At 61.9% G+C, this 22,581-nt stretch carries 19 protein-coding genes; 9 read left to right on the top strand and 10 right to left on the bottom strand.

Annotation, left to right across the window (positions count from 1 at the left end):
* Positions 1 to 7: 7 nt before the first annotated feature.
* Positions 8 to 1,813, bottom strand: a complete 1,806-nt coding sequence (gene edd / locus IE188_RS00580) for a phosphogluconate dehydratase (RefSeq protein WP_191284537.1) — start codon at positions 1,811 to 1,813, stop codon at positions 8 to 10.
* 160 nt (positions 1,814 to 1,973) lie between these two features.
* On the opposite strand from edd, the gene IE188_RS00575 reads away from it, so the two are divergent.
* Positions 1,974 to 3,185, top strand: a complete 1,212-nt coding sequence (locus IE188_RS00575; RefSeq protein WP_191284536.1) for an RSP_2647 family RNA methyltransferase — start codon at positions 1,974 to 1,976, stop codon at positions 3,183 to 3,185.
* Positions 3,182 to 3,730 carry an RSP_2648 family PIN domain-containing protein gene (locus IE188_RS00570; RefSeq protein ID WP_191284535.1) on the top strand — a complete coding sequence of 183 codons (549 nt, stop codon included), beginning with the start codon at positions 3,182 to 3,184 and terminating at the stop codon, positions 3,728 to 3,730. The genes IE188_RS00575 and IE188_RS00570 overlap by 4 nt, the downstream gene beginning before the upstream one ends.
* 92 nt (positions 3,731 to 3,822) lie before the next feature.
* On the opposite strand, the gene IE188_RS00565 is transcribed toward IE188_RS00570, so the two are convergent.
* From IE188_RS00565 to IE188_RS00530, 8 genes are all read right to left on the bottom strand, one after another.
* On the bottom strand, positions 3,823 to 4,506 hold the full coding sequence (locus tag IE188_RS00565) for a M48 family metallopeptidase (protein WP_191284534.1): 684 nt from the start codon (positions 4,504 to 4,506) through the stop codon (positions 3,823 to 3,825).
* Positions 4,507 to 4,565: 59 nt separating this feature from the next.
* Positions 4,566 to 5,750, bottom strand: a complete 1,185-nt coding sequence (locus tag IE188_RS00560) for a vWA domain-containing protein (protein WP_191284533.1) — start codon at positions 5,748 to 5,750, stop codon at positions 4,566 to 4,568.
* Positions 5,751 to 5,759: 9 nt separating this feature from the next.
* Entirely contained in the window at positions 5,760 to 5,918 is a 159-nt protein-coding gene (locus IE188_RS00555; RefSeq protein ID WP_191284532.1) for a hypothetical protein, read from the bottom strand.
* A gap of 47 nt (positions 5,919 to 5,965) precedes the next feature.
* The gene (locus IE188_RS00550) at positions 5,966 to 7,342 is read right to left on the bottom strand and encodes a DUF2927 domain-containing protein (RefSeq protein WP_229836367.1); all 1,377 of its coding nucleotides are present in this window, start codon (positions 7,340 to 7,342) and stop codon (positions 5,966 to 5,968) included.
* Between the two features lie 2 nt (positions 7,343 to 7,344).
* Positions 7,345 to 7,782, bottom strand: a complete 438-nt coding sequence (locus IE188_RS00545; RefSeq protein ID WP_229836364.1) for a GNAT family N-acetyltransferase — start codon at positions 7,780 to 7,782, stop codon at positions 7,345 to 7,347.
* Between the two features lie 220 nt (positions 7,783 to 8,002).
* Positions 8,003 to 8,695, bottom strand: coding sequence for an RES family NAD+ phosphorylase (locus tag IE188_RS00540; protein ID WP_407648168.1), 693 nt, complete (start codon positions 8,693 to 8,695; stop codon positions 8,003 to 8,005).
* Positions 8,696 to 8,703: 8 nt separating this feature from the next.
* A complete protein-coding gene (locus IE188_RS00535; RefSeq protein WP_191284530.1) occupies positions 8,704 to 9,111 on the bottom strand; it encodes an antitoxin Xre-like helix-turn-helix domain-containing protein in 408 nt (135 codons plus the stop codon).
* A gap of 66 nt (positions 9,112 to 9,177) precedes the next feature.
* Positions 9,178 to 10,038, bottom strand: a complete 861-nt coding sequence (locus tag IE188_RS00530) for an AAA family ATPase (protein WP_191284529.1) — start codon at positions 10,036 to 10,038, stop codon at positions 9,178 to 9,180.
* A 356-nt stretch (positions 10,039 to 10,394) separates the two neighbouring features.
* Here IE188_RS00530 and dksA point away from each other — a divergent pair, with 356 nt between their 5' ends.
* Together dksA and IE188_RS00520 are read left to right on the top strand one after the other, a co-directional pair.
* Positions 10,395 to 10,817: an RNA polymerase-binding protein DksA gene (dksA, locus tag IE188_RS00525; protein ID WP_191284528.1), complete on the top strand. Its 423-nt coding sequence runs from the start codon at positions 10,395 to 10,397 to the stop codon at positions 10,815 to 10,817.
* 164 nt (positions 10,818 to 10,981) lie between these two features.
* Positions 10,982 to 12,151: an FAD-dependent monooxygenase gene (locus tag IE188_RS00520; RefSeq protein ID WP_191284527.1), complete on the top strand. Its 1,170-nt coding sequence runs from the start codon at positions 10,982 to 10,984 to the stop codon at positions 12,149 to 12,151.
* On the opposite strand, the gene IE188_RS00515 is transcribed toward IE188_RS00520, so the two are convergent.
* A complete protein-coding gene (locus tag IE188_RS00515; RefSeq protein ID WP_191284526.1) occupies positions 12,148 to 12,975 on the bottom strand; it encodes an isocitrate lyase/PEP mutase family protein in 828 nt (275 codons plus the stop codon). The genes IE188_RS00520 and IE188_RS00515 overlap by 4 nt on opposite strands.
* A gap of 198 nt (positions 12,976 to 13,173) precedes the next feature.
* Here IE188_RS00515 and guaB point away from each other — a divergent pair, with 198 nt between their 5' ends.
* The 5 genes from guaB to alaS all read left to right on the top strand — a co-directional run bounded on the left by guaB (position 13,174) and on the right by alaS (position 22,529).
* Positions 13,174 to 14,622 carry an IMP dehydrogenase gene (gene guaB, locus IE188_RS00510; RefSeq protein WP_191284525.1) on the top strand — a complete coding sequence of 483 codons (1,449 nt, stop codon included), beginning with the start codon at positions 13,174 to 13,176 and terminating at the stop codon, positions 14,620 to 14,622.
* Between the two features lie 48 nt (positions 14,623 to 14,670).
* Positions 14,671 to 15,831 carry an RsmB/NOP family class I SAM-dependent RNA methyltransferase gene (locus tag IE188_RS00505; RefSeq protein ID WP_191284524.1) on the top strand — a complete coding sequence of 387 codons (1,161 nt, stop codon included), beginning with the start codon at positions 14,671 to 14,673 and terminating at the stop codon, positions 15,829 to 15,831.
* A 105-nt stretch (positions 15,832 to 15,936) separates the two neighbouring features.
* Positions 15,937 to 18,468 carry a hybrid sensor histidine kinase/response regulator gene (locus tag IE188_RS00500; RefSeq protein ID WP_229836358.1) on the top strand — a complete coding sequence of 844 codons (2,532 nt, stop codon included), beginning with the start codon at positions 15,937 to 15,939 and terminating at the stop codon, positions 18,466 to 18,468.
* Between the two features lie 202 nt (positions 18,469 to 18,670).
* Positions 18,671 to 19,747 carry a recombinase RecA gene (gene recA, locus IE188_RS00495; RefSeq protein ID WP_191284523.1) on the top strand — a complete coding sequence of 359 codons (1,077 nt, stop codon included), beginning with the start codon at positions 18,671 to 18,673 and terminating at the stop codon, positions 19,745 to 19,747.
* A 136-nt stretch (positions 19,748 to 19,883) separates the two neighbouring features.
* Positions 19,884 to 22,529: an alanine--tRNA ligase gene (gene alaS, locus IE188_RS00490; RefSeq protein ID WP_191284522.1), complete on the top strand. Its 2,646-nt coding sequence runs from the start codon at positions 19,884 to 19,886 to the stop codon at positions 22,527 to 22,529.
* The last annotated feature ends 52 nt before the right edge of the window (positions 22,530 to 22,581 follow it).

Below are 22,581 nucleotides of genomic sequence, written 5' to 3'. Positions count from 1 at the left end.
GTCTCCTTCAAGACAGGGTGCTGGCGCCTTCGGTCGCAGGGCGGGCCGCACGACGGAAGGTTTCGAAAAGTTCACGGCCCATGCCGTCTGTGTTGGCGCTCAGGTCCACCTGCACGGCGGGGCGATCCATGGCACCTTTGGTCAGAACCTCAAGTGTGCCGCGGTCGGCGTCCAGCCGAATGATATCGCCATCGCGAATGCGCGCAATCGGGCCACCATCGGCGGCTTCGGGGGCGACGTGAATAGCGGCAGGCACCTTACCGGATGCGCCGGACATCCGCCCATCGGTCACCAGCGCCACCTGCTGGCCGCGCTGCTGCAGAACCGACAGGGTGGGGGTCAGCCCGTGCAGTTCCGGCATTCCGTTGGCGCGCGGCCCCTGAAAGCGGACGACAACGATCATGTCGCCCTCAAGCTCTCCAGCTTTGAACGCGGTTTTCACGCTGTCCTGATCGTGGAACACGCGGGCGGGGGCTTCGATGATATGGCGTTCCGGATCGACCGCCGAGACCTTGATCACGCCTTGTCCCAGATTGCCCGACAATTGCACAAGACCCCCGGTTTTCTGGAACGGATCAGTGGCCGGGCGCAGAATTTTGTCGTTCAGGCTTTCACGCGGGCCGGGTTCCCAGCGCACGCGGTCCCCATCCAGTTTCGGGTCCTGCGTATAGGCGCTCAGGTCGCCCATGATGGTCGTCGCGTTCGGGTGCAGAAGCCCCACGTCCAGCAATTCGCCAATTATATAGCCAAGGCCACCCGCCGCATGGAAATGGTTCACGTCGGCCAGTCCGTTGGGATAAACCCGCGCCATCAAGGGCACGATGGCCGAAATGTCGGCGAAATCCTCCAGCGTCAATATGATCCCTGCCGCCCGCGCCATCGCGGGCAGGTGCAACACAAGGTTGGTCGACCCGCCGGTCGCCATCAGACCCACCAGCCCGTTCACGAAGGCCTTTTCGTCCAGAACATGACCTGCCGGAGTAAACCCTGCCGGCCCATCCCTGGTGATCGCCAGCGCGCGGCGGGTGCCTTCGGCGGTCAGCGCATCGCGCAGGTCGGTATGCGGCGTGACGAAGGACGCGCCGGGCAGGTGCAGCCCCATGAACTCCATCAGCATCTGATTGGTGTTGGCGGTGCCGTAAAACGTGCAGGTGCCAGGGCCGTGATAAGCCGCCATCTCGGCGGCCATCAGTTCTTTGCGGCCCACCTCTCCGGCGGCGAACTGATTGCGCACCTTGGCTTTTTCGTCATTTGACAGGCCCGAGGTCATCGGCCCGGCCGGGATGAACACCGCCGGGATATGCCCGAAACTGGCCGCAGCGATCACCAGACCGGGCACGATCTTGTCGCACACGCCAAGAAACAGTGCCGCGTCGAAAGTGTTGTGGCTGAGCGCCACGGACGAGGCCAGCGCGATTACGTCACGGGAAAACAGGCTCAGTTCCATCCCCGTTTCGCCCTGTGTGACGCCGTCGCACATGGCAGGAACTCCGCCTGCGACCTGAGCGGTTGCCCCTTCCGCGCGGGCCACACGCTTGATCAGGTCAGGGAATGTCGCAAAGGGTGCATGCGCCGACAGCATGTCGTTATAGGCCGTGACGATCCCGATATTCGGCGCGCGCCCTTCCGCCAGCCGGTCCTGATCGGGACCAGCCCCGGCATAAGCATGCGCTTGTCCCGAACAGCTCAGATGCGCCCGTCGCGGACCGTCTTCGGCGGCACGGTTGATCTTGTCCAGATAGGTTTGCCGCGTGTCCTTCGAACGGTCGATGATCCGTTCGGTCACTTTCAGAAGATCGCTGTTCAGGGTCATGTTCGCGCTCCTGTTCCTGATCGTATCAATATGGCACAATTGGTTGGGCTTGTGGCGCTTCTATCAGGAAATGATAGCGCTAACAACGCCCAATTTCCGGGTTTCCATGGGCGCGGGCACAGGCTAGGCACAAATCGACCAATATGAGGGATGATATCACATGGCCCAGCCGCATACACCTGATCGCGCAACGATCCGCCTGAAACCCAAGGCGAATGCGCGTGCGATCCGCCACGGGGCGCCTTGGGTCTTTGACAATGAACTGGTGACCGATCGGCGCACCAAAGCTCTTGGCGCAGGTGTCATCGCACGGCTGGAAGAGGCCGGGCGCGCGCCGCTGGGCACGGTGGCGGTGAACCCCCGGTCCCGGATCATCGCGCGGATGCTGGATCGTGATCCGGATGCGGTGATTGACCAGACCTGGCTGGCGGCACGGCTGTCCGCGGCGCTGTCCCATCGCAATACCCTGTTCGATGCGCCCTTCTATCGTCTCGTCCATGCCGAGGCAGACGGGCTGCCCGGCGTCATCATTGACCGGTTCGGTGACATCGCCGTGATCCAACCCAATGCCGCCTGGGCCGAGTTGCTGCTGGACGAACTGGCTGCCGCTCTCGCGCAGGTGACAGGCGTCACGACCATTCTCAAGAACGCTTCGGGCCGCGCCCGCGCGCTGGAGGGGCTGGACGACCAGAACGCCGTACTGCTGGGGCGGCCCCCCGATGCGCCCGTGGCCGTGCCGATGAACGGGGCAACCTATATGGCGGATCTGACGGGCGGGCAGAAAACCGGGCTGTTCTTTGACCAGCGCCCGAACCATGCCTTTGCGGCGGACCTGTCCAAAGGATCCCGCGTGCTGGACGTGTTTTCGCATGTCGGTGGCTTTTCGCTGGCAGCCCTTGCGGCAGGCGCGTCACACGCGGTGGCGGTCGATGGCTCAGCCCCCGCGCTGGCGCTGGCGGAAGAGGGGGCGCGCCAAATGGGGGCCGAGGACCGGTTCACCACAGCGCAGGGCGATGCCTTCGACATGCTGACCGCGCTGGCTGATGAAAACCAGACGTTCGACGTGGTGATCTGTGATCCGCCTGCCTTCGCGCCGTCGAAAAAGGCGCTGGAACCGGGGCTGCGCGCGTATGAACGCCTCGCTCGGCTCGCCGCCCCCCTGGTGGCGCCCGGCGGTTATCTTGGGCTTTGTTCCTGCTCGCACGCTGCCACGATCGACAAGTTCCGCGCGGCGTCGATCCGGGGGATCGGACGGGCAGGGCGCAACAGCCAATTGATCCACACGGGCTTTGCCGGGGCAGACCACCCGATGCACCCGCAGCTTGCCGAAAGCGGCTATCTCAAGGCGCTGTTCTTCCGCCTTCTGCCATGAAAGTTCTGATCGACGCCTGCGTGCTTTATCCCACCGTGATGCGCGAAATGGTGATTGGCGCTGCAGCAGAGGGTTGCTTCACCCCCCTGTGGTCGCCCCGCATCCTGGAAGAATGGGCGCGCGCGGCAGCAAAGCTTGGACCCGATCAGGACAGCGTCGCCCGCGCAGAAATTTCACTGCTATGCGACCGTTGGCCGAAGGCCAGTGTGCTGCTCCATGACGCGGACCTCAGACGGTTGTGGTTGCCCGATGAAAACGACGTCCATGTGCTGGCCGCCGCCATCGCAGGACATGCGGACGTGCTGTTGACCCTGAACAACGCTGATTTCCCCCGCCATACGCTGGCCGAAGAAGGCTTGCGCCGCGAAAGCCCCGACCTGTTTCTTCTGACATTTCTCAACGAATGCCCGGACGCCATCACGACGGTCGCCACCCGCGTTCTGTCTCAAGCCCGCACCCTGTCCGGCGAAGACTGGACCATCCGCCGCCTGATGAAAAAAGCGCGCCTGCCGCGACTGGGCAAGGCGCTTGAGACATTGCTCTGACCCGGGTTTCTTCTGGCCACAAATATCCTGGGGTGAATGCGCGCATGCGCAGAGGGGCAAGGCCCCTTAACCTCAACCCTCAAGCCTTCACTTTACCGAACCCACTTGGCCTCGTTCTTCTCGATTGCGGCAACGCGGTCCTGTGTCTCGGGGTGGCTCATCAGCCACGCTGGCATGACCCCCGAGCGTGATTTCGTCAACGCATCCAGCTTGCCGAACAGCGTTTTCTGCGGCGCGGCCCCGATCCCCGACTTGATCAGGAGCGCAGTGGCATAGGCATCGGCCTCGTACTCGTCGCCCCGGCTCAACCCCGCTGCCACCAGCCGGGTCAGGATGTTGGCAATATACACGCCAATCCCCGGCAACAGGCGCGAGATCATCATCGCAAGCACGGTGCGCATGGCGTTCTGACCGGCAAAATCAATCATCCGCTTGCGCGCGTGCCCCAGCGCCACATGCCCCAGTTCATGGGCGATCACGCTGGACAGTTCCTCGGCCGATACCCTGCCTTGCCGATACTCATTGTAAAACCCGCGCGTTATAAAGATGCGCCCATCCGGTGCGGCCAATCCGTTCACCGGGTCGATTTCATAGATGTGCACGGGGATTTCCGCGATATCCAGCGCCGCCGCCATCCGGTCCGTCAACGCCTTCAGCTTCGGGTCGGCCAGACGTGTCGATTGCGCATCCAGTTCACGATGGGTGCGCCAGACCGAGAAATGATAAAGCACCAGGCCGTAAAGAACCGGCAGAAGGATCGGAAGCAGTTTCAACATGGATGAGATATGTGTCCGCTCTGGTCAAAAAGGAAGGGGCAGGGCGGGGCCGCACGCGCTCAGCGCCCCAGGTCTCTCATCCCGCGTTCGATCCCCTCCAGCGTCATCGGCACCATGCGGCCCTCGAAGATCTGACTGATCATCTGCACGGACTGGGTGTAACGCCAGTGATGCTCGGGCAGCGGGTTGATCCACAGGTTGTCCGGCCATTGGTCGCGGGCCCGCTCCAGCCAGACCTGGCCGGGCTCATCATTCCAATGCTCGTTCGCGCCGCCGCGATAGGCGATCTCGTATGGGCTCATCGAGGCGTCGCCTACGAAGATGCACTTGTAATCAGACCCATAGGTCCGCAGCACCTCCCATGTGGGGATCTGATCGGTCCAGCGCCGTGCATTGTCACGCCACACACCTTCATAAAGGCAGTTGTGGAAATAGTAGTATTCCAGGTGCTTGAACTCGGCCCGGGCAGCGGAAAACAACTCTTCCACCACCTTGATATGCGGGTCCATTGAGCCGCCCACGTCAAGGAACAAAAGAACTTTCACCGCATTGTGCCGCTCGGGCCGGGTTTTCACGTCAAGATAGCCGTGTTCGGCGGTGGCGCGGATGGTGCCGTCCAGATCCAACTCTTCGTCTGCCCCGGTCCGCGCCCAGTTGCGCAGGCGTTTCAGGGCGACCTTGATGTTGCGCGTCCCCAACTCGACGGAATCGTCCAGATTGCGAAACTCGCGCTTGTCCCAGACTTTCACCGCGCGCTGGTGGCGGGATTTGTCCTGCCCGATCCGCACGCCTTCGGGATTGAAACCATAGGCTCCGAAGGGTGACGTGCCAGCGGTGCCAATCCACTTTTTGCCGCCCTGATGGCGCCCTTCCTGTTCTTTCAGACGCTCTTTCAGGGTTTCCATCAGCTTGTCGAACCCGCCCAGGGCGTCAATCTCGGCTTTTTCCTCGTCGGTCAGGAACTTCTCGGCCATTTTTTCAAGCCATTCCTGCGGGATGTCCACGGCCTCCAGCATGTCTTCTGAAGAGATCGCTTCAAGCCCTTCAAACGTCATGGAAAAGGCCCGGTCAAACTTGTCGAGGTTGCGCTCGTCCTTCACCATCGCAACGCGCGCGAGGTAGTAGAACCCTTCGATATCATAGGTCACAAGCCCGGCTTTCATCGCCTCCAGAAACGCCAGAAATTCGCGCAGGGAAACCGGGACCTTGTTGGCGCGGAGGTTTTCAAAGAAGGGCAGGAACATCGCGCAAACCTAGCGGCTGATGAAGATCGAGGCGAACAGCGCGATCAGCGCAAACACAAGCGCATGCACCGCCGCATATTGCGCGATGTCCAGCCGATTTCCACCGCGTTTGCGGGCGCGGATGACCCCGACCAATGCCCCGAAAACAAATGCCGCAATGACCAGCATAAGCTTAAACCCCTTGCACGGGGGCTGTCACAACAGCCCCAATCCGTCTAACCCGGCGATATGGCTGCGATTTCGCTGAGCCGCGCGCCGACCTGCTCGTTCGAGCCGAAGCCATACCGCGCCCAGCCCAGACTGTCGAGCCTGACAAGCTCTGCTTCACGCGGGCGTCCCTCAAGGTCCAGCGCCTCGGCCTTGATCATCATCAGCGTGGCCAGCAGGGCGGCATTTTCGGCGCGCATCACAGGGGCGATATGCGTGTTGACGATGGCAATTGCCTGATCCGCCTGACCGGCAGACAGGGCATAGGCGGCCAGTTGCACGCCCATATGCGCGGCGTGCAGGGCGGTTTCGGGACTGGCGCGATAGATCGCTTCGGCCTCGCGGAAGGCGGCGAAGGCGTCGCGGCTGCTTTGGCGCATATGCAGGCGGCCATAGGCAAACAGACTGAAAGCCAGCCGCGTGTCGCGCCATCCCATCTTGCGGGCGAGTGCGACGGCGGTGGTGGCAGCTTCGCGGCGGCGGTTTGTCGAGGCGCCCTTGCCCAGCGCGGTCGCGATGGCGTCTTTCCACGCCTCGGGGGACCGGCCTCCCATGCGGGGCGCTCCGGCACCACCTGCCGGGTTCAGCCGTGCCAGTATGGCGGGGAGAAGGGCCGCCACGTCGCCGCGGCTCATGCCGGACGACAGTTCCGGGGCGTAATAGGTGCGCAGGATCAGCATGTCGAACCCGGTCAGCACGGTATGGAAGTTGTCATCGTTGAACACGCTGTCATGCAGGCGATACAGGTCATTCACCGGCCCCAGCGCCTGCGCGACCTCTTCATGCAGGCAATCGCGCAGCTCTTGCGGGCTGACATCGCCGGGCAGGAACACGGCCATTTGGGTGCGGGTGCGCAGGCGTGTCCAATCCAGCCGGGCGGTGCCGCGCGCCGCCTTGTAGTCCTGCCAGCTTGCCACATTGGGTGCCACGAAACAGGCCGCATGGGGCACGAGACGTTGCAGTTGCCGTTTCGGAATGACCTCAAGCGTGATCGAGGCGGTCTCGTTGGCGGCAACTTGCCGGATATTGATCCCGGCCTCGATCCGAAGTCGGGACATCAATCGGGTCAGGTCTGCCGTCATGTAAGACGGCGCATCCCCTGTGACGCGCAGAGTCACTGGCCCCTCGAACCGGGTCAGAACGGGCAGGGGGCGTCCGCTTTCCAACTGGAAGGACAGGTCCAGGAAGTCCCCGGCAATGACGCTGTTGGGTCGTGATGGCCGGATGATATGGGTCGAGCCGAAGGCCTTCATCGGCGGCAGGGCTGCAGGCAGGGCGATGCGGCGGGCGGCGACTTCCTCTCGTGGACTGTTCGCGGTCATCGGAATCGAACATCCGCTGATGGTGAACGCGGTCAACAGGGTCGGCAGGATCATCATTCGCATCGTCACGCCCTCCTATACCGGATGAACGGCGTCTTGACGCCAATCCGGTCATAGAGTTTGCGGGCGGTGTGGTTGAAATCCTGCGTCAGCCAATAGACTGATGGCGCACCGGCCTGATCGGCGGCAGCGTAAACCGCTTCGATCAGCGCCCGCCCGACGCCCATGCCGCGCATCGACGGGTCGGCATAGAGGTCTTGCAGATAGCAGACATTCTCGATCCTCCACGTATGACGATGGAACAGGTAATGCACCAGCCCCAGGGGCTGATCCTCCACGCAGGCCAGAAGCCCGTGGAATTCGTTCGGATCCTCTGACAGAAGCCGGGCGAAGGTGGTTTCATAAACCTCCGGGGCGACTTCGGTCTCATAGTAGCGCAGGTAGCCTTCCCACAGGCGCGCCCACGCATCTCTATCAGACGGCGTCATTGGCCGAACGGACATGTGCGCATTGCTTCCCATAACAACACCGTCACACCCGCATTTGTGCCCCCCCAGGCAAGGGTCAGAGTGTATGGGGGTGTTGTGGTTTGACCAAGGAAAATGGCGTGATCCAGGGTGCTTTTCCCGGAAAGCCGTAAAGAAAAACAATATATTGTGCGGGGTGTTTCATGTGGCACTAGACCGACAGGGCTGATCGGCGCGAGGTTGACCGAATCGATGCCTACAGCCCCACCACGTCAAAATCCGGGCTGCCCGACCACGTGATGTCCCACTTGGCACCGGGGCGCACGTTCTGCACGGCGGCGGGATCGAAGGCGACAAGGCAGGTGCCACCGGGGTGGCGCACGGAGGGATAGACCAACCCCCGCTGTCCGTCCGCGCGCAGGCGATTGGCCAGTTCCTGCCCGCGCGGATAGCCCCGTGCCGGGTCTTCGTGCAGCGCGGGGTGGTCAGGCTGGCCGGTCAGGTCGGGGAAGTCGCCGATGAAGTCCGCCAGCAATTCGACATAACGCACCTTGGTGTCGAAGATGCCGATATGGGACAGCTCGCGCGTGTAGTGATACCCGACTTCGGCCAGCGAGGTCATGGCGCTCCAGCTGCAATACCATGCGCCGCGTGTTTCGTCATTGAATCGGTTGCCGCCCGCCCGGCGATAGGTGAAGGCCGCGTTCACATGGCTCAAACCATAGATGCGAAGATCGGCAGCACGACGTTCCCACGCCAGTTCCAGACGGTTCACCCCCAGATCGCGCCCGCGCTCGGCGATCTGGCGGGCCGAGGTCATCGCCTCGACCTCGGCCAGCAGGGCCATTTCGTCGTCGCTATCGACCAGCCCGCGCAGGACGGGCGGTTTGTGATAGGTGGCGGGGATCAGGCGGACCAGCGCGCGGTCGCTGACAGATCGCAGCGGCAGCGGGTTACTCACATCCCACCCCGCAGCGCATCGACATAATTGCGCACACGCAGGAATTGCGGCAAGCCATCCTCGATCATCGTGTCGATGGGACGCGCACCGTCAAACAGCGGACCCGTGTTGGCAAGGGTGATCCATTGATCGGCAATCGCCGCGTCGAAATAGAGGTGCAGGGATTTGTAGATGCCCACCAGCGCGGACAGCCGCAGCATCTGGTCGCGGGTCAGATCGCCCTTGAAGCCGGGATTGCGCGCGCGCTTCCAGGTGGAGGTGGACATATCCGCCAGTGCCGCAGCCTCGTCCAGTTTCAGCCCCCAAGCCTCGGCAATGCGACCATAGGCCTTGAGCGCCACGGCCGCGTGGTCCGAGGTCGGACGGGCCGGGGGCGGGGTGATCGGGTGTGGGGCGGTGTGCATGGTGCATCTCCTGTCGTGTTGATCAGAAGATAAGTTCATATGGTCCGATTGTCAAGATCAAATGGGCTAATGCCGCCCGCTACGCCCCTCGCGCCGGGCCATGAAGGCCAGACGTTCGAACAGATGCACATCCTGTTCGTTCTTCAACAGCGCCCCGTGCAGCGTCGGAAGCGCGGACGCCCCGTCACGCTTCAGGGTTTCGGGGTCAATATCCTCGGCCAAAAGCAGTTTCAGCCAATCCAGCACTTCCGAGGTGGACGGTTTTTTCTTCAGCCCCGGTTGCTCGCGGATTTCATAAAACTGGGTCAGTGCTTCGGTCAGCAGACGCGGCTTGATGCCGGGGTGATGGACCTCGACGATCTTGGCCAGCGTGTCGGCATCGGGGAAACGGATATAGTGAAAGAAGCAGCGGCGCAGGAAGGCGTCCGGCAGTTCCTTTTCGTTGTTCGAGGTGATGATGATGATCGGGCGATGTTTGGCGCGGATGGTTTCACCCGTCTCGTAGACGTGAAATTCCATCTTATCAAGTTCTTGCAGCAAGTCGTTGGGAAACTCGATATCGGCCTTGTCGATCTCATCAATCAACAGGACGACGCGTTCATCGGCCTCGAACGCCTCCCACAATTTGCCGCGTTTGATATAGTTCGACACGTCGTGCACACGTTCGTCGCCCAACTGGCTGTCGCGCAGCCGGCTGACGGCATCGTATTCGTACAGACCTTGCTGCGCTTTGGTGGTGGACTTGATGTTCCATTCGATCATCCGCGCGCCCAGGGCGCCCGCCACCTGCTTGGCCAATTCCGTCTTGCCGGTGCCGGGTTCACCCTTGACCAGCAGCGGACGTTCCAATGTAACGGCGGCATTCACCGCAACCTTAAGATCATCGGTTGCGACATAGCTTTCAGTGCCTTCAAAGCGTTTTGTCATCCTGTCATCCCCTTGCGGTCACGGCGGCGCTTACCGGGGCGAAGTAATGGGACCGGTGGGTTTTGGCAAGGGTTCGGTCGTGCCATTCCGGGCCGCGGTCACTTGCGACAGTTTCACAGCATGACCCGATCGCCGCGCCCCGGTGTTCCTGTGACCCGTTCGGGCGATCCTAATCCCGAGTGATTTTGTTATATATCAGATGTTTGCCCGTTATTGGCGAAAACCTTTCCTGATCCTGCGGTTTGGCTAGTGACAACCGGCAACAGCGGGTGTAAACGGGCGCCACAAGAAGCCGGACTCCTATGGTGCAACTTGGTTGTTACGTCTTTACGGTCCGGTAAGTTGAGGGAGTTGGTATGAAAGCAGAGACTTTCCTGCCCGACGATTATAGTCCTGCCGAAGACGAACCGTTCATGAATGCGCGTCAGACGGAATATTTCCGTCGCAAGCTTCTGGCCTGGAAAGAAGAATTGTTGGACGAAAGCCGCCATACGCTGGAAGGTTTACAAGACAACACTCGGAATATCCCGGACATCGCGGATCGTGCGTCGGAGGAGACAGATCGGGCGCTTGAATTAAGAACACGTGATCGGTCGCGCAAACTGGTGGCCAAGATTGATCAGGCGCTGCGCCGGATCGAAGAGGGCGAATACGGGTATTGCTCCGAAACAGGCGAGCCGATTTCGCTGAAACGTCTGGATGCACGACCCATTGCGACGCTGAGCCTTGAGGCGCAGGAACGCCATGAACGCCGCGAGAAGGTTCACCGCGACGATTAGGCTCGGTCGGTGAAAATCACTCGATGGGCGCACTTGTCGCGTGGCATGTGGCCCTGATCCATGACAAAAGGCGCTGGTGAACCCGGCGCCTTTTTTCTTTGCTATCCCATGACGTCAGCCGGGGAAGTGTGACGGATGGGTGAACGCCAGAGGAACGTGCAACCATGATTGCAGGACAGGACGTGACCATCCTTGGCGCAGGGATCGGCGGGCTGACGGCGGCGGTGGCGCTGGCCCGGCGCGGGGCGCATGTCACCGTGCTGGAACAAGCGCCTGCGATCACCGAGGTCGGTGCCGGGTTGCAAATCAGCCCCAATGGCGTGCGCGTGCTGGAGGCCTTAGGTCTGGGCGAGGCTGCGCGCGACCGGGCCGTGCACGGGCATGGTGTGTGGCTGCGCGATGGTGTGTCCGGCCACGAGGTGATTGATTTCAATTTCGACAAAGTGGCGCCGGGGGCGACGTTTCTGCTGTTTCACCGGGCGGACCTGATCGACCTCCTGGCGGATGCGGCACTTGACGCCGGGGTGACCATTCGCTGCGGCGTGCGGGTCGAACGTGTGATCCCCAGCCTGACCACGGCGCAGGTCCAACTGGTCGGCGAACCAGCGCAGGAGATGGGGTTCATCATCGGTGCCGATGGCCTGCGGTCGGTGGCCCACCGGGCGATGAACGGGGCACGCAATCCGTTCTTTACCGGGCAGGTGGCATGGCGGGCGACCGTCCCGGCCACCGGTCGCGAACCGGCGGAAGCCACCGTGTATATGGGGCCGGGGCGGCATATGGTGACGTATCCCCTGCGCGGCGGCACCATGGTCAACCTTGTCGCGGTTGAAGAACGCGATACCTGGGCAGACGAGGGATGGACCCATCAGGACGACCCCGACAACCTGCGCCGCGCATTCAGCGGGTTTTGCGACGATGCGCAGGCCCTGCTGGAACGGGTCGACGGGGTGCATCTGTGGGGCCTGTTCCGTCATCCGGTGGCGGTGAACTGGCATTATGGTCACTGCGCGTTGCTGGGCGACGCGGCCCATCCGACCTTGCCGTTCATGGCACAGGGCGCGGTCATGGCGATCGAAGATGCCTGGGTTCTGGCCGCCTGTCTGGACCGTGACGGGCCGGATGCCGGCCCGGCAAGGTATCAGCAGCTGCGCCGCGCGCGCTGCGAAAAGATCGTGAACGCCGCCAGCCGGAATGCGCGCAATTACCACTATGCCAACCCGGTTGCGCGGCGTCTGGGCCACGGGGCGCTGCGGGTGGCCGGTCGTCTGGCGCCCAGGCAGGTGTTCAACCGGTTTCGCTGGATCTATGACACGGATGTGACGCGCATCTAGCGTGGTTTGGCGGTCAAAAGGGCATCGACCTCGTCCCCCGGCATACCTTTCCCCAGCATCGAAAAATCGCCACTGTCGAACATCGCATGAGCTGCGTCACGGATCACCCGGTGGGTCACACGCGCCAGCGCCGACCCAAGCGAGATACGCGCCACGCCAGCCTGCGCCAGATCCGCGCGGCTGACCTGTGACAGCGGACCCGCCGCCAAGGCGTTGACGGGCAGATCGGTGGCCGCACAGACACGTGCCTGATCGGCCAGCGTGCCGGGCAGGGGAACATAGACGCAATCCGCCCCCGCAGCCTCGTAGGCAATGATCCGGGCCAGCGCCTCGTCCAGATCGTATTCGCCGTTCATCACCCCATCGGCGCGGGCCACAAGGACGAAGTCTCCGGGCAGGGCTCGCGCGGCGGATGCGGCGGCTTTGATCCGTTCGACGGCCTGCGCGCGGTCATAGGGCGTCGCCGCAGGCAGGGCGGTGTCCTCGATCGAGATGCCGGCCAGCCCGGCTTCGTAGGACAGGCGCACGGTCTCGGCGCAGGTGTCGGGGTCATCGCCAAAGCCGTTTTCGAAATCGCCCGACACGGGGACCTGCACCGCCCCAACCAGATCCTGCGCGTGGGCCAGAGCTTCGTCGCGACTGACATGCCCCATGTCGGGCCGCCCCAAGGTGAAGGCGTGGGCGGCGGACGAGGTGCCGATCGCCTGCGCCCCAAGCCCCGCCAGCATCTTCGCGCTGCCGATGTCCCAGGCATTGGCCAGGATGAACGGGTTGCCCTTCTGGTGCAGGGCGCGAAAGGCGGTGCCGCGGTTCTGATCGTTCATCTGATGCTCCGATCCTGTTGGTCATGTGCTGCGCAGAAGCTTTCCGACTGACGCGGCCTTTGTCAAACACAGGCGTTGCCCAACCCGCATATCTGGAAAATTCCCACCATGCGCAGAAATGTCGGGCAACACTCTTTCCAAACAGCCCCCGCCATGAGATAGGGACGTGCCAAACGAACACTCCCGAGGAGAAAGCCCATGGAGATTCGCGAGGCGCTGACTTTCGACGACGTCCTTCTGGTTCCGGCCGCCAGCAATGTGCTGCCGTCCACCGCAAACACGACCACCTTCGTCACCCGAACGATTGCAATGAACATCCCGCTGCTTAGTTCGGCGATGGACACGGTGACCGAGGCCCGCATGGCCATCGCCATGGCACAGGCGGGCGGCATGGGTGTCATCCATAAAAACCTTGATGTGGACGAGCAGGCCGAACAGGTGCGCCGGGTGAAGCGGTTTGAAAGCGGGATCGTCTACAACCCGATCACCCTGACCCCCGACCAGACGCTCGCCGATGCCAAGCAGTTGCAGGACCGCTATCGCGTGACCGGCTTTCCGGTGGTGGATGAACAGGGCCGCGTGGTGGGGATCGTCACCAACCGCGACATGCGCTTTGCCACCGATGACGACACGCCGGTCAAGGTGATGATGACCTCGGACAACTTGGCCATGCTGCAGGAACCGGCCGAGCTGGAAGAGGCGAAAAGCCTGATGAAGGCGCGCCGGATCGAAAAATTGCTGGTCACCGATGGCGACGGCAAGCTGACCGGGCTTCTGACGCTTAAGGACACGGAACAAGCGGTGCTGAACCCGACCGCCTGCAAGGACGATCTGGGGCGGTTGCGCGTCGCAGCGGCCAGTTCTGTGGGTGACAGCGGGTTTGCCCGCTCCGAGGCCCTGATCGACGCGGGGGTGGATATCGTCGTCGTGGACACGGCGCACGGCCATTCCGAGGGCGTGATCGAGGCGGTGAAACGGATCAAGGCACAATCCAACAGCGTGCAGGTCATTGCAGGCAACGTCGCGACCGGGGATGCCACCCGCGCCCTGATCGATGCGGGTGCGGATGCGGTGAAAGTGGGGATCGGGCCGGGCTCGATCTGCACCACGCGGATGGTGGCAGGCGTTGGTGTGCCGCAGCTGACAGCAATTGGCGATTGTGCCGCGGCGGCGGGCGACGTGCCGGTGATTGCCGATGGGGGCATCAAGTTCTCGGGCGATTTCGCCAAGGCCATTGCGGCAGGGGCAAGCTGTGCGATGGTCGGCTCGATGATCGCAGGCACCGATGAAAGCCCTGGCGAGGTGATCCTGTATCAGGGCCGCTCGTTCAAGGCCTATCGCGGGATGGGATCGTTGGGCGCCATGGCGCGCGGCTCGGCAGATCGCTATTTCCAGAAAGACGCGGCATCGGACAAGCTGGTGCCCGAAGGGATCGAGGGGCAGGTGCCCTACAAGGGCAGTGCGGGCGCGGTCATTCACCAGTTGGTGGGCGGTCTGCGGGCGGCGATGGGCTATACCGGCTGTGCCACCGTCGCCGAAATGCGCAAGAACTGCCAGTTTGTGAAGATCACCGGCGCGGGGCTGAAGGAAAGCCATGTGCATGATGTGCAGATTACACGCGAAAGTCCGAATTATCGGATAGGTTAGGGAACACAATATGTTGCAGCGTGACATTGATGTCTTTGGGTCGGTGCGGTGACGCCCAGTGCCCGCGTCGCTGCGGCGATCGAGATCCTGGACGACTATCTGTCCGGCACCCCTGCGGAACAGGCGCTGACCGGTTGGGCGCGGCGGCATCGGTTTGCCGGGTCGAAAGACCGCGCCGCCATTCGTGATCACGTTTTCGACGCGCTTCGGCGACTGCGCTCGGCGGCGGGGTTGGGCGCGGGAAAGACCGGGCGCGCCATCATGATTGGTCTGATGCGCGGACAGGGGGTCGATCCGGATACGCTGTTCACCGGTGAAGGGCACGCACCCGCCCCGCTGACCGATCAGGAACGCAGCCTGACCGCCACGCTCAGCCGCGCCGAACGTCTGGATTGCCCGGATTGGCTCTTGCCGCAGGTCGAGGACAGCCTTGGCCCTGAGACCGAAGCGGTGCTGGAGGCCTTGCGCCATCGCGCACCGGTGTTCCTGCGGGTGAACACCACGCGCACGACGCGAGAGGAGGTGCAACGCACGCTGGCGCAGGAGGGCATCGTCGCACAGCCGCATCCGCTGGCGTCCACAGCGTTGGAAGTTCTGGAAAACCCGCGCAAAATCAGTGGTTCACAAGCCTTTCTTCAAGGCTTGGTGGAACTTCAGGATGCGGCTTCGCAGGCGGTTGTCGAGTCGTTGCAGGTGAAACCGGGGCAGCGCGTTCTGGATTATTGCGCGGGCGGTGGCGGCAAGGCGCTGGCTCTGGCCTCGCTCGGGGCTGAAGTGGTGGCCCATGACATCGCGCCAGCGCGGATGAAAGACCTGCCAGCGCGCGCCGAGCGGGCTGGTTGCAAGATAGATATATCCACTCCGGACACGCTGCGCGATTTTGGCAGCTTCGATCTGGTGTTTGCCGATGCCCCCTGTTCAGGCAGCGGTTCCTGGCGTCGCGCGCCGCAGGGCAAATGGCTTTTGACGCCAGACCGTTTCGCCACGTTGTTGGAGACCCAGCGCATGGTGTTGTCGCAACTTCCCGCGCTGACCTCGTCTGGTGGAGCGATTGCCTATGCCACCTGTTCTGTTCTTCAGCCCGAGAACCGGGGGCAGGTGGATTGGTTCCTGACGCACCACGCCGATTTTACCATGGTCTGTGAGCGACAGTTTTCCCCCCTGGACGGGGGTGATGGGTTTTACATCGCGCGACTTGAGGGAAAGTAACGCTTGGCAAGAACAATCTAAGGTTGTTAACCTTGATCCCATTAATCGGCGCTTAACCGACCGTGCGTCATAACGGCGGGGCCGATTCTGTAAAAGGGGATCATTGTGTCGTACGTTGACGTGTCGTCCAATCCATTGACCGAAATCGCCCTGCGCCTGTCGCAGCGGGTCGGGTTTCTTCTGTTGCTTGCGGTTTTGTCGGTCGGCGCAGCGTGGTTTGTTGCCCTGCCGGTTCTGGGGCTGAGCCTGTTGCTGATCGGGCTGACGTTTCTGGCGCTGGCGCTGACGGTCATGGCGCTGTGCGCGCTTCATCAACGGCGGCAGGATGTGATGATCCGTACGGTGCACCAAGTGGCTGACCATGACGGTGCGGCCAGCTTTGCAACGGATGCGGACGGGATGATCCGTTATCAGAATCGTGCCGCGACCGAAGCCTTCGGCGATCAGCTCGGCGCGACCTTGGCCGGTGCCGTGAAGGACATGTTTGCCGCCCCGGCCTCGGTTCTGTTTCGGTTGCAGAACAAGGCCCAGGCCAAGGGGGCGGCCTATGAAGATGTCGTCTTGCGGCGCGGGCATGTGCGGCTATCGGTGCATGTGATGGACGGCGGCGGGTATCTCTGGCGCATGGAAGATTTCGGCGAACGCGGGCAGGGCGCTCGCAGCGGTGAACATATCAGTCTGCCGATGATGACAGTGTCGAAATCCGGCACCATCCTGTTCATGAATGAAAGTGCTCGGCGTCTTCTGGGCGGGCGTGAAACCACGCTGGACCGGGTGTTTTCCGACCTGCCGGTCCAGGCGGGCACAGTGGTGCAGGTGTCGGCCCGAAACGGTCCGGTCCCGGCCTTCGTGTGTGAGTTGGAAATCAGCGCGGGCCGGCGTGAGATCTACTTGTTGCCACCCCCGGCCGGTCCGGTGATCACGGACGAAGAATGGGCGTTTATCGAACGTTTGCCCGTACCTCTGATCAAGTTGGACACCGGCGGTGTCATCGTGCTGGCCAATCGGCGGGCGCGCGCGCTTCTGGGCGACGAAGCAGCCATCGGCACCCAGTTGGCCGATCAGGTCGAAGGTCTGGGCCGCCCCGTCTCGGAATGGCTGCGCGAGGCACATGCCGGGCGTCATCTTGGGCGGGTCGAGGTGGTGCGCGCGGTAAAACCGGACGAGGATGTGTTTCTGCAAATCTCTTTGGGTCAAGTGGCAGATGATACCGGGCGGGCGCTGGTTGCCGTGTTGCAGGATGCGACCGAGTTGAAAACCCTTGAGGCACAGTTCGTTCAAAGCCAGAAGATGGAGGCAATCGGGCAACTGGCGGGCGGTGTGGCGCATGATTTCAACAATCTGCTGACGGCCATATCAGGTCATTGCGACCTTCTGTTGCTGGGGCGTGACGAGAACGACCCGGAATATTCCGACCTGTCGCAAATTCATCAGAATGCCAATCGGGCCGCGGCTCTGGTGCGTCAGCTGCTGGCGTTTTCGCGCAAACAGACGCTCTGCCCCGAGAAACTGGCTCTGACAGACTCGCTGTCGGACCTGACCCATCTGCTGAACCGTCTTGTCGGGGAAAAAGTATCGCTTGATCTGGACCATGACCGGGATCTGAAACCGATCCGCGCTGATCGTCGTCAACTGGATCAGGTGATCATGAACCTTGTGGTGAACGCGCGCGACGCCATGAATGGCGAAGGCGAGATCCGCGTTGAGACCCGGAACGTCACCATCGACCAGCCGCTCCATCGTGACCGGGCAACGGTGCCGCCGGGTGCCTATGTCACCATCCGCGTGATTGATCAGGGCACGGGCATCCCTGCTGACAAGCTCAGCAAGATTTTCGAGCCGTTCTTTACGACAAAGGGCGCTGGCAAAGGCACCGGCCTGGGCCTGTCGATGGCGTATGGTATCGTGAAGCAGATGGGCGGGTTCATTTTCGTCGATTCGATCCCCGGCGCGGGATCGACCTTCACGCTGTATTTCCCGGTTTGTCAGGAGACGGACCAAATGGAACCCACGCCCCTTGATGGGGAAGGCGAACGGGTTGAAATGGCCGAAGCCGTAGGGGGCGATCCGATCCGGGATACGCTGGATGCCTTGACGGCCAACGACCAGATCCTGCTTGATGGTGCTTCCGCAATCGTAACAGGCGCCGATGGTGCAGCCCCGTCTGACGCGCCCGGCCGAAATGGTGTGGTCGATGAAACGGTGGCGGCACCGCCCGGGTTGCAAGTTGCTCCGACGCTTCCGATGCCCACCCATGCGCTGGAAGACGGCAAGGACAACATCGTCTTGCTGGTGGAAGACGAAGCCCCGGTGCGCGCCTTTGCCTCGCGCGCGCTGCGCATGCGCGGGTTCACGGTGCTGGAAGCCGAAAATGCCGAGGAGGCTTTGAAAACACTTGAAGATACGACCCTTTCGGTCGACGTGTTTGTCACGGATGTGATCATGCCTGGCATGGATGGCCCCACCTGGGTGGCCAAGGCGCTTGAGGACCGACCGGGCGTGAAAGTGGTCTTCGTCTCGGGCTATGCCGAGGATTCGGTCTCCGAACACCAGTCGCGCATTCCGAACTCGGTGTTTTTGCCCAAACCATTTTCGCTGACGGACCTGACCGCAACGGTGCAAAGGCAGTTGCATTGACCCGTTCCAACCTCACGTATTCGCCGATTTCGCAGCGGTTTCAGCGTTGTTAACCCTTTGCTTACCATTCCCGGGCAAACTCGTTTTGAAAACTTGACTTGAAATGTTCCTATTTTGTGCTCATAACGGATTGTGAGAACAAGAGCAGAACACGAGCATGATTGCCGCCCGTTCGCGGGTGTGAAATAAGGGATGATAACAAATGGCAACGGCGGATATCTTTGACATGAAACGAGACGGTGACAAACAAAAGGCGCTCGACAGCGCGCTGGCGCAAATCGAACGGCAGTTTGGCAAAGGGTCGATCATGAAGCTCGGCGCCGACAACCCGGTCGCCGAGATCGAGGCGACGTCAACAGGCTCGCTGGGTTTGGATATCGCACTTGGCATTGGCGGCCTGCCCAAAGGTCGGATCATCGAGATTTACGGCCCGGAAAGCTCGGGCAAGACGACGCTGACCCTGCATTGCGTGGCGGAAGAGCAGAAAAAGGGCGGAGTTTGCGCCTTTGTCGATGCCGAACACGCACTGGATCCGCAATATGCCCGCAAGCTGGGCGTCGATCTGGATGAGCTTCTGATCAGCCAGCCCGACACGGGCGAACAGGCGCTGGAAATCGTTGATACGCTGGTGCGATCAGGGGCCGTCAACATGGTGGTGGTCGACTCGGTTGCCGCACTGACGCCCCGGTCCGAACTGGAAGGCGATATGGGCGACAGCAATGTCGGCGTGCAGGCCCGCCTGATGAGCCAGGCGATGCGCAAGCTGACCGGGTCGATCTCGCGTTCGAAATGCACCGTGGTGTTCATCAACCAGATCCGCATGAAGATCGGCGTCATGTTCGGCAGCCCCGAAACCACGACAGGCGGCAACGCGCTGAAGTTCTACAGCTCGGTTCGGCTGGACATCCGACGCATCGGCGCCATCAAGGACCGCGACGAGGTGGTTGGCAACGCCACCCGCGTAAAAGTCGTGAAGAACAAAGTGGCTCCGCCGTTCAAGCAGGTCGAGTTTGATATCATGTATGGCGAAGGCATCTCGAAAATGGGCGAGTTGCTGGATCTGGGCGTCAAGGCCGGCGTGGTCGAGAAGTCGGGGTCGTGGTTCAGCTATGGCGATGAGCGGATCGGGCAGGGGCGCGAGAATGCCAAGAATTATCTGCGGGAAAACACCCGCACCGCGCTTGAGATCGAAGACAAGATCCGAGCCGCGCACGGTCTGGATTTTGACATGCCCGAAGGCGAAAAAGACGCCGATGACGACGGGCTTCTGGAAGCATGATCATGTGAAAGATCGTCACCAAAGACAAAGGCAGGCCGGGCATGTCCCGGCCTTTTCTTTTTGCGGCAACAGCCGGTGGACAGGGATGGCTGGCAAAGGTAAACGGATGTGAACGCCCCTTCAGAGACAAGATAACATGGCCAGCCTTAATGACATCCGCTCGACTTTTCTGAAATATTTCGAAACCAACGGACATACGGTTGTCGACAGCTCGCCCCTGGTGCCACGCAACGACCCGACGTTGATGTTCGTCAACTCGGGCATGGTGCAGTTCAAGAACCTGTTCACCGGGATCGAGACGCGCGATTACACCCGTGCGACAACGGCACAGAAATGCGTGCGCGCAGGCGGCAAGCACAATGATCTGGACAATGTGGGATATACCGCGCGCCACCACACGTTTTTTGAGATGCTGGGCAATTTCAGCTTTGGCGACTATTTCAAGGATGACGCGATCCCGTTCGCCTGGAACCTGATCACCAAGGAATTCGGCATCGACCCCAAACGCCTGTTGACCACCGTCTATCACACGGACGACGAGGCGTTTGAAATCTGGAAGAAGGTGGGCGTGCCCGAAGACCGGATCATCCGCATTGCGACGCACGACAATTTCTGGCAGATGGGCCCGACGGGCCCCTGTGGCCCTTGCACCGAGATTTTCTATGACCACGGCGACCATATCTGGGGCGGCCCTCCGGGCAGCGCCGAGGAAGATGGTGATCGGTTCATCGAGATCTGGAACATCGTGTTCATGCAAAACGAGCAGTTTGAAGATGGCTCGATGAAGGCGCTGGACATGCAGTCGATCGACACCGGCATGGGGCTGGAGCGGATCGGTGCGTTGTTGCAGGGGAGTCACGACAACTACGACACCGATCTGTTCAAGGCGCTGATCGAGGCGTCCGCGCACGTGACGAATGTCGATCCCTATGGCGATCAGAATGTGCATCACCGCGTCATTGCCGACCACTTGCGATCAACTTCGTTTCTGATGGCCGACGGGGTGATGCCCTCGAACGAAGGGCGCGGCTACGTGCTGCGCCGGATCATGCGCCGCGCGATGCGTCATGCCCATTTGCTGGGCGCGCAAGACCCGGTCATGCATCGCCTTGTGCCGGAGCTGGTGGCGCAGATGGGGCAGGCCTATCCCGAACTTGGTCGCGCGCAAACCATGATCGAAGAGACCCTTCTGAACGAGGAAACGCGGTTCAAGAAAACGCTGGATCGTGGGTTGAAGCTGCTGGATGATGAGGTGTCCAGCCTGCCCGAAGGCGCTGATTTGCCGGGCGAGACGGCGTTCAAGCTCTATGACACCTATGGATTTCCGCTGGATCTGACGCAGGATGCGCTGCGCGAAAAGGGGCGCGGAGTGGATCAGGCCGGGTTTGATGCGGCGATGGACGAACAGAAGGCGCGGGCACGGGCGGCGTGGTCCGGCTCGGGTGAAGCTGCGGATGCCACCATCTGGTTCGATCTGGCCGAGCAGCATGGCGTGACCGAGTTTCTGGGGTATGACACCGAACACGCCGAGGGTCAGGTGCTGGCACTTGTCTCGGGCGGCGCGCTGACCGACAGCGCCAAGGCCGGGGACGAGGTTCAGATCGTCGTCAACCAGACACCGTTTTATGCCGAAGCGGGTGGCCAGGTGGGCGACACGGGTCTGATCCGCACCGATACCGGATCGGCGCATATCACCGACACCAAGAAGGTGGCCGACGTGTTCATTCATTTCGCCAGGGTCGACGATGGCGAGATCGTGAAGGGGCAGGGTGCTGAACTGGCGGTGGATCACTTGCGCCGCACGGCGATCCGCGCCAACCATTCGGCCACGCACCTGTTGCACGAGGCGCTGCGCAACGAGTTGGGCGATCATGTCGCGCAGCGTGGGTCGCTGAACGCGCCGGATCGCCTGCGGTTCGATTTCAGCCACAACAAGGCCATGTCAGCGCAGGAACTGGGCAATATCGCGCGCGAGGTGAACACCTATATTCGCCAGAATGCGCCCGTGGAAACCCGGATCATGACGCCGGATGATGCCCGCGAGATTGGTGCGCAGGCTTTGTTTGGCGAAAAGTACGGCGACGAGGTGCGCGTGGTCTCGATGGGGCATGCCGCGACCGGCAAGGGCACGGATGGGCAGACCTATTCCATCGAACTCTGCGGCGGCACGCATGTGCGGCAGACCGGCGACATTGGAGTCTGTGTGATCCTGTCGGAAGGGGCCAGTGCCGCTGGCATCCGCCGGATCGAGGCGCTGACCGGCAAGGCCGCCGTCGCCTATATCGAGGAGGAGGCTGCGCGGGCGTCGGAACTGCAGGGCATGTTGAAAGCCAAACCGGAAGAGGTCGTAGGCCGCGTCAAGGGGCTTTTGAACGAACGCAAGGCCTTGCAGGGCGAGATTGCGAACCTGAAGCGCGAGTTGGCGAAAGCGTCGGGCGCAGGGGCGGAGGCCAAGGATATTGGCGGCGTGAAATTTCTGGCCATGACCATTGCGGGCGTCGCGGGGAAAGACCTGCAAACGCTTGTGAATGAACAGAAAGACGCGCTTGGATCAGGGGCGGTTCTGATCATCTCGGACAATGACGGCAAAGTCGCTGTGGCTGCTGGCGTCACGGCGGATATGACCGACCGTGTGTCGGCGGTGGATCTTGTGAAAGCGGCCGTGCCCGCAGTGGGGGGCAAGGGCGGCGGCGGTCGTCCCGAGTTGGCACAGGGGGGTGGTCAGGACATTTCGGGCGCTGCGGCAGCGGTGGCCGCCGCGGAAGCCGCCATCGCCGGGTAACTACCCGTTGCAAATCCTGAGAGGCCGCGTATCGTCTGCTGACTTACGCGGC

Origin of the sequence: Aliiroseovarius zhejiangensis (assembly GCF_014656375.1) — a bacterium.
GTDB lineage: Bacteria > Pseudomonadota > Alphaproteobacteria > Rhodobacterales > Rhodobacteraceae > Aliiroseovarius > Aliiroseovarius zhejiangensis.
Note: the sequence above shows the minus strand (reverse complement) of the source record. Positions and strands in the feature narration are given on the sequence as shown.